Source organism: Sutcliffiella tianshenii (genome assembly GCF_016908565.1).
In the GTDB taxonomy this organism is placed as follows: domain Bacteria; phylum Bacillota; class Bacilli; order Bacillales; family Bacillaceae_I; genus Sutcliffiella_A; species Sutcliffiella_A tianshenii.
The window spans coordinates 521,527-530,585 of the sequence record NZ_JAFBED010000003.1 but is presented as its reverse complement, the minus strand read 5'-3'; the positions used below and the strand labels follow the sequence as shown (position 1 = coordinate 530,585).

General features: G+C 41.0%; 12 protein-coding genes. All 12 read left to right on the top strand.

What is annotated here, in order from left to right:
- Positions 1-330, top strand: a 330-nt coding sequence (locus JOC95_RS09530; RefSeq protein WP_239582802.1) for a hypothetical protein, incomplete at its 5' end; no start/stop codon positions are given.
- A 298-nt stretch (positions 331-628) separates the two neighbouring features.
- Positions 629-1,165, top strand: coding sequence for a DinB family protein (locus JOC95_RS09525; protein WP_204415485.1), 537 nt, complete (start codon positions 629-631; stop codon positions 1,163-1,165).
- A gap of 57 nt (positions 1,166-1,222) precedes the next feature.
- Positions 1,223-1,576, top strand: a complete 354-nt coding sequence (locus tag JOC95_RS09520) for a YciI family protein (protein ID WP_204415483.1) — start codon at positions 1,223-1,225, stop codon at positions 1,574-1,576.
- A gap of 29 nt (positions 1,577-1,605) precedes the next feature.
- Positions 1,606-2,274, top strand: a complete 669-nt coding sequence (locus tag JOC95_RS09515) for a Type 1 glutamine amidotransferase-like domain-containing protein (protein WP_204415481.1) — start codon at positions 1,606-1,608, stop codon at positions 2,272-2,274.
- 125 nt (positions 2,275-2,399) lie between these two features.
- A complete protein-coding gene (locus JOC95_RS09510) occupies positions 2,400-3,098 on the top strand; it encodes an SDR family oxidoreductase (protein WP_204415479.1) in 699 nt (232 codons plus the stop codon).
- Positions 3,099-3,299: 201 nt separating this feature from the next.
- A complete protein-coding gene (locus JOC95_RS09505; protein WP_204415477.1) occupies positions 3,300-3,893 on the top strand; it encodes a hypothetical protein in 594 nt (197 codons plus the stop codon).
- A gap of 295 nt (positions 3,894-4,188) precedes the next feature.
- Positions 4,189-4,383 (top strand): hypothetical protein, encoded by a 195-nt coding sequence (locus tag JOC95_RS09500; RefSeq protein ID WP_204415475.1) that lies wholly within the window; start codon positions 4,189-4,191, stop codon positions 4,381-4,383.
- 396 nt (positions 4,384-4,779) lie between these two features.
- A complete protein-coding gene (locus JOC95_RS09495) occupies positions 4,780-5,292 on the top strand; it encodes a DUF3231 family protein (protein ID WP_204415473.1) in 513 nt (170 codons plus the stop codon).
- Positions 5,293-5,638: 346 nt separating this feature from the next.
- Positions 5,639-5,872 (top strand): spore coat protein, encoded by a 234-nt coding sequence (locus JOC95_RS21410; protein ID WP_419096233.1) that lies wholly within the window; start codon positions 5,639-5,641, stop codon positions 5,870-5,872.
- A 211-nt stretch (positions 5,873-6,083) separates the two neighbouring features.
- Positions 6,084-6,422: a DUF5661 family protein gene (locus JOC95_RS09485; protein ID WP_239582801.1), complete on the top strand. Its 339-nt coding sequence runs from the start codon at positions 6,084-6,086 to the stop codon at positions 6,420-6,422.
- A 220-nt stretch (positions 6,423-6,642) separates the two neighbouring features.
- Positions 6,643-7,914 carry an MFS transporter gene (locus tag JOC95_RS09480; protein WP_204415469.1) on the top strand — a complete coding sequence of 424 codons (1,272 nt, stop codon included), beginning with the start codon at positions 6,643-6,645 and terminating at the stop codon, positions 7,912-7,914.
- 97 nt (positions 7,915-8,011) lie between these two features.
- Positions 8,012-8,887, top strand: coding sequence for an AraC family transcriptional regulator (locus tag JOC95_RS09475; RefSeq protein WP_204415467.1), 876 nt, complete (start codon positions 8,012-8,014; stop codon positions 8,885-8,887).
- The last annotated feature ends 172 nt before the right edge of the window (positions 8,888-9,059 follow it).

Here is a 9,059-nt window from a genome sequence, read left to right as displayed (position 1 = left end):
ATGGTTGTCATGAAGGCAGACATGACTGAGATGAAGTCAGATATGGTTGTCATGAAGGCAGACATGACTGAGATGAAGTCAGATATGGTTGTCATGAGGGCAGACATGACTGAGATGAAGTCAGATATGGTTGTCATAAAAACAGACATGGCTAACATGAAATCTGAAATGAATGAACGTTTTAATGCTGTGGAAGCAGTGCTTGATGGTATTGGAGGTCAGTGTGAATTGACAAACGAATCAAGGATCAACAATGATAACTTCATCGTTAATAAGTTAAACAAACTTGAAAAAGAAGTTTTTATGCTAAAAAGTAAAAGTAATAACTAGAGGTGCATCTTCAAGCCGTACTAATAAATGATTAGAATGATGCACCCAAAACCCTCAAAACCTACATTACTCCTCTTTGATTGCTACAGAAATTGCATCTATAACCCTACATGATTTAATTTTTTTCATTTGTAACCAGATAAAGAAGACAGGACCTTTCTGAACCAGTTGGAAAGGTCCTCTTCGTTTTTTGATATACCTTAAAAGGAATTATTGTACTTTTGTCGAATGCCAATAACTAGTTAGAAAGTGTCAGCATCGAAAATCGTCCCGAAACTGAAAGTCAGGAGTGAAATCAATGAACCTGAAACTGATGGATTTAATTCGCATGGAATATGACTTTTGTTGGGATACAGAGACCTGGTTTGCACCTTTGGAATCGGCGCTTGATGGGTTGAATTCCACAGATGCAAGCTGGCAACCCCCTGGTGGCGGGAATACAATCTGGCAAACTGTGAAGCATCTGAACTATTACAACGCCCTGCTTGTCAGACAAATCTATGACACTACCACTGGAAAAGAGGCGTCCAACGATAAGCCTACTTTTGGAGATATCGGGGAACCGGTAGATTCTAAATGGGATAAAATCTTGGCAGAGGATACATTTGGAGAATCAGGTGACCCGGCAGATTCTGAAAAGTGGGAAGCGTTTATGTTGGATACTCGACGGATTTGCGAAGATCTGCGTAAATCACTCGCTCAAGTCAAAGACAGCCAGTTGGATGAGGAACTTGCCGGGCGTCTGGCTCGTCAAATATTGCACAATGCATATCATATAGGACAAATTGTATTGATTCGTAAGCAGCAAGGCTCTTGGCCAGAGGTGAGAGAATAATTGTCTCTTTCGCTCAATGTGAAAGAGTTATTTTAAAAAAAGAAGGAGGAACCTATCATGCTATTTATGTTAATCGTCAAAGCCTCAAAGAATTCGGAAGGCAACAACCTCCCAAACCCTGAACTCATGGATGCCATGACGAAGTATAACCAGGAATTAGTGCAAGCAGGTGTAAGGGTCATGGCGAAAGGACTTCATCCTACTTCAAATGGGATGCGCCTTTCGTTCCCGGAACCAGGGGGAAAACCAGTGGTTACGGAAGGGCCATTCCCGAACACGAACGAATTGATTGCCGGCTTCATTCTGATTGATGTGAAATCGAAGGAAGAAGCGATTGAGTGGGCCATGCGGATGCCAGACCCGCAAGGATATGGGGAAGGTCAGATCGAACTGCGGCAAGTGTTTGAGTGAGTGAATAATCAGATGAGGAGTTGAGGGCTATGAAACTACTGCTTACATCTGCAGGCGTGAATAACAAAAGCATACATGACGCGTTGGTTGACATGCTGGATAAACCGATTTCCAAGTCTAACTCCCTTTGCATACCGACTGCGTTGTACGGACACCCATGGGTCGGTCCCGGCGTCAATGCCTGGGAGTTCATCAGCGGCAATTCCGAGAATCCGATGGTCGACTTGGGCTGGAAGTCAGTCGGCGTGCTTGAGCTCACTGCGTTGCCAAGCATCGACAAGGAGCGCTGGGTGCCGCTGGTCCAGGAGACGGACGTCCTGCTGGTGGCGGGCGGCGACGCACTCTACCTGTCCCACTGGATGCGGCAGTCCGGATTGGCAGACCTCTTGCCGGGCTTGAGCTCAGTCTATGTCGGAATGAGTGCTGGCAGCATGGTGATGGCACCTGAAATCGGGGAGTTTTTCGTTGGCTGGACTCCACCGGGCGGCGAGGATAAAGCACTGGGTCTGGTCGATTTTGCCATGTTTCCGCATCTGGAGCACCCGATGCTGCCGCATAACACGATGGCGGCTGCAGAGAAATGGGCAGAAGAGATGCAAGGGCCGGCGTATGCGATGGATGATCAAACCGCCATCAAGGTGATCGATGGAGCGGTCGAAGTTGTATCTGAAGGGCAGTGGAAGCTGTTTTCTCCCTGATGTTATTACACCACTAAATTTATCGGACCCCTGAACGCAATCTATTGAATAAGGTCAAAGCCCGTACTCCATGCATGGCATAGTAAACTATTTTCATTGATTAAACAGTGGAGGTTGAGAATATATTGAACCCAAAAACAGCTATTGTAACTGGTGCGAATAGAGGAATTGGTCTAGAGATCTCCAGGCAGCTCGGACAGCTTGGAGTAAAGGTCATCATGACGGCACGAAATGAAGAAAAAGGGGAAGCGGCTTACAGCCAATTAAAAACGGAAGGTCTGGATGTACATTTTCATGCTCTGGACGTGACAAATGAAGAGAGTATTCAAATGCTTCCCCGCGATGTAAAGGAACAGTTTGGAGCGCTTAATATACTCATCAATAATGCCGGAATCTTTTTGGATGATAAAAATAGTATTCTTGACATTGATTTAGATACGGTTCGAAAAACGATGGAAACAAATGTTTATGGTCCACTTAGGTTATCACAGCTTTTGGCACCATTACTCAAAAAGAGTGAGGCTGGCAGAATCGTGAACGTATCCAGTGGAATGGGGGCCATCGAGGATTTAGGTGGGTGGGATCCTGCTTATTCCCTCTCCAAAACTGCTTTGAATGTCTTAACGATTCAATTAGCGGATGCATTACGGGATAGTGGAGTAATGGTAAATTCCATGTGTCCAGGCTGGGTTCGCACGGATATGGGTGGATCAAGTGCTCCCCGTTCGGTTGAAGAGGGAGCAGATACAGCGGTATGGCTGGCAACTGGGGAAGTTGGACGAACAGGCCTATTTTTTAGGGATCGAAAGGAGATTTCCTGGTAGGAAGGCACAACTATTCTAATGAATCAAAAGCGAAAAGCCTTATGAAAATGTACCCGCATACTACACTGAGTCAAGGGGACGGTTCTCTGTTTCGAAAGCAGAGAACCGTCCCCTTGATCTTTTTTAGGCTGAGTTATATTTTTTACAATTAAAAACATATATATAAGGGATGTGTTACTCATAAACTAGGAGGTGATTTCAATGAAAAAAAGTGAGCTGAAATGGCTGGCGATCGCTTTCATGATAGGTGGGTTGTTGCAAATCGTGACCATGGTTTGGAATGAATTTTTCCACCAAAAGGATATGACTAAGATTGATTTAACGGCAGGGTTGGAGTTTCTTTCTGCACTATTAATTATGTTGGGTTTAGTAGGTACTTTTATTTATTCCTACCAAAAGAGGGCGAGCATAAATACTATTGTAAGCTTTATTGCTGCATTTACAGGGACTTTGCTTTTTGCATGCCTAAAATGGTTTGAAGCATTTTTTGAACCAATATTAAAATCCCATGTACCCGATTTTGTTGAATCGCTCCCTGCTCAAGCGGATACCACGATGATGATTGCTATTATGATTCTATTTTTATCTTGGATTTACTATGGTATCAGCTCGATAATTGCCAAGGTATTGCCCGTTACGAGTTCGATTTTGGTGGCGGTGTTTCCACTTTTGTTTTTTGTTCCATCACCAATCTTTTTATCTCCACTTGCATGGGGAGCCGGCATCATTTGGATGAGCCTGGCTATTCTAAAAGTTGAAAAGAATGAAAATGGTCAAAAAAATGTAGATGTATAGTAAGTAGGTTATCTTAGAATGAGTTGATAAAATGAAAATTAATCTGGAAAGATTTAAAATGAGTCGTTTTCATGGCTCATTTTTTTGTTTCAAGGGGAAATTTGTGAAGTTTTGTACTTAACTAGAGAAAAAGAGCTCCTTTGGAATAAGCACCATGTATAAAACTTATAAACACCAATACATCAAAGAATTGTTTGCGATCACATTCAAGAAGTCGAAGCAGTAACTTTGCTTGAACCCCTTTAACCGGTTCTGTATACTTAATGGAAAATCGAATGAAGCGGGGTGTTTTTTCATGGATGCAAATAAAAAATGGCTCTCCATTCCTAAAGAGATTAGAGGTAAGATAACAAAAAATGTTTTTTGCGGGCATTGTAAAGATGCCGTTACGATTGAGAGCTTTACGATTGAAGACGATCAATTTGGAATCGTTTTAAAAGGGAAGTGCCAAAAGTGCGGGCATGAAGTGGCAAGGGTTGTTGAATCTTAATTTTTTGGTAGTGGATATATTAAAGTTGCCCCTTTTTAAGTAGATACATTTGAAGTAGATATGATGATAACAAACTGGATAGGAAAAAAGCAGGTGACCGATAAGGATAATCACCTGCTTTTTTGATGAAAATTAACATGAGGGTGTAAAATTATATATCGCTTTCTTCTACATTATCTCCTGACCGCTTAATATACCAGAAAAATTTTCCTGTATGGTTCTAATGCTTTCCAATTTGTATTTAATTCCTAATGTGACTCTTTCAAATGACCCTCTAAATTTTTCCAGTAATTATTAAAGTCATCCAGTACAATACATCTATGTGGTTTTGGGCATGTTAATTTTTGTGCGTACAATTTAGAAAGGTGGCACAATATGACTTTAAGGAGGATATTTATGGGTATTTTAAGTGGCAATCCACAAGATGAACCAATGCATTATGGTGAAGTATTTGGAACATGGAACTATCTATTAACAGCAAAAGGGACCATCGGTGGTTACCAAGTACAACTTAACCATGCAGGGGATGAAGATCTAAAAAAACTTCTGGTAGAAAGTATCGAAGGTGGACAGGCTGAAATAAAGCAAATTGAGGGTCTCCTAAAGGAAAATGGAATTGGGTTACCACCAACCCCTCCTGAACCACCACATGCCTGCTTGGATGATATACCAGTAGGAGCCCGCATGGCAGATAACGCAATCGCAGCAGCTCTTGCAGCAAATATCGCTTCTGGGTTAGTAGCGTGCAGCACAAATATGGGACAAAGTATCCGAGAAGACATTGCAATGATGTTCGGACAATTCCATTTACAGAAAGCACAGCTTGGAGCCAAAGTATTAAGGTTAAACAAAGAAAAAGGATGGCTTATACCTCCGCCTCTACACAAAGATAAAAATGAAAATTGTTAAATAATTGGATAGAGACCCTTTTTAGGGCCTCTTTATTTTATTTTTCAATTATCAGATAGTTGATTGTCATTATATCCGTTGTTTATCACCCAATTGGCCATCTAATATTTCTTGAAGTTCCCCTATTTTTATAATACTTTGTAAATATACTTTCTTGACTTGTACATGATGCCAAACAAATAAGGGATGAAAAGAGGGCCATGGTCAAAGGTGCGATAAATCACTAGGCAAACGCACATCTTACTGGGTACAAGTTTATAGACGTATGTCCATTGAATAGGATGATATGGAGAAACGTTAAGGGGTGCATCCAAAAGTGAATATAAATCATGGTGATTTTCGTCAGGTGCGTAGAATAGGAATAGGTCGGCCAGGCTTTGGTTTAGGGGGATTTGGTTCAGGCTTTGGTTTCCGTCCGGGTCTTGGCTTTGGCCGTCCAGGCTTTGGGTTTGGAGGTGTGGGATTTGGTCTTCCATTTATAACAGGATTGGCAGCAGGAGCATTATTGACTCCAAGACCATATCCGTATCCATACTACTATCCACCGTATCCACCGTATCCGTATCCTTATTATTATTGATGTTACTTTAGAGAAATTTGAACACTAACAGCATACAAGGAACGCAGGTGGGACTTATGGTTAACACCTGCTTTTTACTATTTTTACTTTGTCATGGTCCGGTTGTTGTGTGTTTTGCAGTACTTACATTAAAAAAGTCCATTCTTGGTTAGAACACCTGCCCAAAAAGCATCATATAGTACCTTTAACTAGCTTAATTGGAGGGAAACTGATGTACTATCCATATCGATATTATTATTCCCCATACACAGTAAGACCTTATCAGTCAACGAACAGCAGAGTGATAAGCAGTTTCAGCTTGGAAGAGGCTAAAGCGATTGCCTTGTTGCTGGGAATTGATTTTTCAACTAGCCCATTTTCACTTGATGAATTTTTGCGAGGTGTCAATACAGAGCTTGAACATGGAAAAAGATCTCCGCAAACCAATGTAACAGGTGATGACCCACTGCTTACTGGGAAAATAGCACTTGCACATCTGAATGAGTTTCCTGATTACTATCAAAGATTAAAGAAGTTAGAAGAGGAAGCGAAGGTCTTTTGGGGAAAATAACGGAATCTGAGGATGCGGACCAGATGGTTTTTAAAATAAGAGAGATGAAAAGTCAGGAAGTTGTTTACCTGGATTCATCTCTCTTATTTTTTTTCATTAGTGGGACACAACACAGGGAAGGGATTTACGGTCTGCCTGCTTTTACTTCTTTTTAAATACTATTTCTACTGTTACATTAAACCCATATATATAGGGTAAAAGCTAACAGGAGTAGATATTATTGGACAAACAAAATAGTAAATTCAGGTGGGTTATATTTACTTCTGTATTGTTTACATATTTAATTATGTCGAGCCAACGAACTGCTCCGGGATTGATTACTGACCAATTAATGGCGGATTTTAGTGTAACAGCAGCAACGGTTGGGTTGGTGACAAGTATCCAATTCTTTATTTATACCGGGTTACAAATTCCGATGGGTATGTTGGCTGACCGATATGGGCCTAATTTTCTCCTCATTATAGGTGCCGCCATTACAGGTATAGGTACAATCATTTATAGTCTTGGTACACATGAATTCGTCCTATTTTTTGCCAGAATGCTGACGGGTATAGGGGATGCTACTATCTGGGTAAATATGGTGTTGATATTAAGCCAATGGTTTAATAAAAAAGAATTTACCCGATTGATCGACTTTGCAGGAATGACAGGAAGCCTAGGATTCCTTATGGCAACAGTTCCTTTTTCCGTATTGATTATCCTACTGGGTTGGAGGGGAGCATTTCTCTGTGCTGGAGTGATGTTATGTTTATGTAGTATTTTCCTTTATTTTGTACTCGTAAAGAAATCAAAACAATCGTCATTTGTAACAAATAAAATACAACATGAAAAAACATCGGTTATACTACGAAGAACACTTACAAATCGGCAGGCATGGGCATTATTCTTTTGTCACTTTGGGATTGTCGGAGGGTATATCGGATTTATCGGTTCGTGGGCAGTGCCATATGCAATGGATGTGTATGGAATGACTCGCTTGGAAGCAAGTCAGCTTATGATGATCAGTCTTATTGGAGCACTTATCGGGGCACCTCTAATTGGATGGATTTCAAGTTGTTTAGGAACCATTAAACGTCCATATATTGTTTTTCATATCACGGTGTTATTGAGTTGGACTATCTTTCTTTTATTTAATGAGCATCCACCATTATACTTACTGATTATACTTTTCTTTATCATCGGTTTTGGTTTTGGATCAAATTCCTTAACCTTTGCAGCCGTTCGTCAATCTTTTCCTATAACAGAAACGGGCATTGTTACCGGGTTTGCGAATACGGGTGGATTTTTAAGTGCAGTATTGCTGCCAAGCATTATTGGATATATATTGGATCATTTTCAGTCAACTTCAGGCAGTTTAAGTGATGGATACTACTACGGTTTCCTCACTCCAGTAATCTTCTCAATTTTTGGCTTGATTGGCGTGACTTTTATTAAGGAAAAGCTTCATCAGAAAGGAAAAACAATTGACCGAAATCTGGGAAGCAAGCTTTAATAGATAAGAGTTCAGATGGAACCGACAATTTTGTGCACATTAAGTCGGAAGGTTATCCTCAGACCCTGTTATTCTAATGATGAAAGGAGGTCATAAAATGGATTTGCTTAAAAGCATGAATGATGCCATGAGGTATATCGAGGATAATCTTACAGAAGAGATAGACTTCAAAGAGGTGGCAAGGATCGCTCATTGTTCGGAGTATCATTTTAAGAGAATGTTTTCTTTCCTTGCAGGCATTACATTATCAGAATACATCCGCCGTAGACGAATCAGCTTGGCGGCATTGGAGCTTACAAATAGCAGGATGAAGATAATCGATGTGGCGATAAAATATGGCTACAGCTCACCCGATTCGTTCACCAGGGCTTTTTACCATCTACATGGTGTCACCCCATCAGAAGCCAGAAACAATGGACAGCAGCTGAAGACATATCCATCTATGACCTTTCAATTATCGATTAGAGGGGGAGATGAAATGGACTACAGAATCGAACAAAAAGAAGCATTCAACATAGTTGGCATCATGAAAAGGGTGCCTATCATATTTGAAGGGGACAACCCGGAGATAACAGCAATGTGGAAATCCTTGAGTATGGACAGCATAGACCGACTGAAAAAAATCTCTAATGCGGAGCCACTTGGGATGATTCAAGCTTCTACAAACTTTTCTGAAGGGCGTATGGAAGAAAAGGGAGAGCTTGATCAGTATATAGGAGTGGCAACAACACAGGAATGCCCTGAGTGCTTTACAAAGCTTGAGGTGCCTGCCTTGACCTGGGCGGTATTTGAATCAACAGGACCTTTTCCTAGTAAGCTGCAGGATACTTGGGGCAGGATCTATGCAGAATGGTTTCCATACTCCACCTATCAGATAGCGGAAGGACCTGAGATCCTTTCCATCAAAACGAAAGACTTAACCTCACAATCTGTGAAAACCGAGATATGGATTCCCGTTAAGCAACGGGAATAAAAAACAAGGGGACGGTTCTCTGCTTCAATTAGCGGAGAACCGTCCCCTTGTTTCTTTGCTAGAAAAGATATAGGACAAGAGGGCATTTCCAAAATTTGTTGCTTTTATATGTCGCGTCGTGATATAGTCATATCATGACATATCTTACCGCGATGTATTAGAAAAGAAGAGG

Bases quoted from the DNA above. Each gene is read 5' to 3' on its own strand.
- JOC95_RS09505 (WP_204415477.1), top strand. From the start codon at position 3,300: ATGAAAAAAAGTGAGCTGAAATGGCTGGCGATCGCTTTCATGATAGGT.
- JOC95_RS09475 (WP_204415467.1), top strand. From the start codon at position 8,012: ATGGATTTGCTTAAAAGCATGAATGATGCCATGAGGTATATCGAGGAT.
- JOC95_RS09515 (WP_204415481.1), top strand. From the start codon at position 1,606: ATGAAACTACTGCTTACATCTGCAGGCGTGAATAACAAAAGCATACAT.
- JOC95_RS09495 (WP_204415473.1), top strand. From the start codon at position 4,780: ATGGGTATTTTAAGTGGCAATCCACAAGATGAACCAATGCATTATGGT.
- JOC95_RS09500 (WP_204415475.1), top strand. From the start codon at position 4,189: ATGGATGCAAATAAAAAATGGCTCTCCATTCCTAAAGAGATTAGAGGT.
- JOC95_RS09525 (WP_204415485.1), top strand. From the start codon at position 629: ATGAACCTGAAACTGATGGATTTAATTCGCATGGAATATGACTTTTGT.
- JOC95_RS09485 (WP_239582801.1), top strand. From the start codon at position 6,084: ATGTACTATCCATATCGATATTATTATTCCCCATACACAGTAAGACCT.
- JOC95_RS09520 (WP_204415483.1), top strand. From the start codon at position 1,223: ATGCTATTTATGTTAATCGTCAAAGCCTCAAAGAATTCGGAAGGCAAC.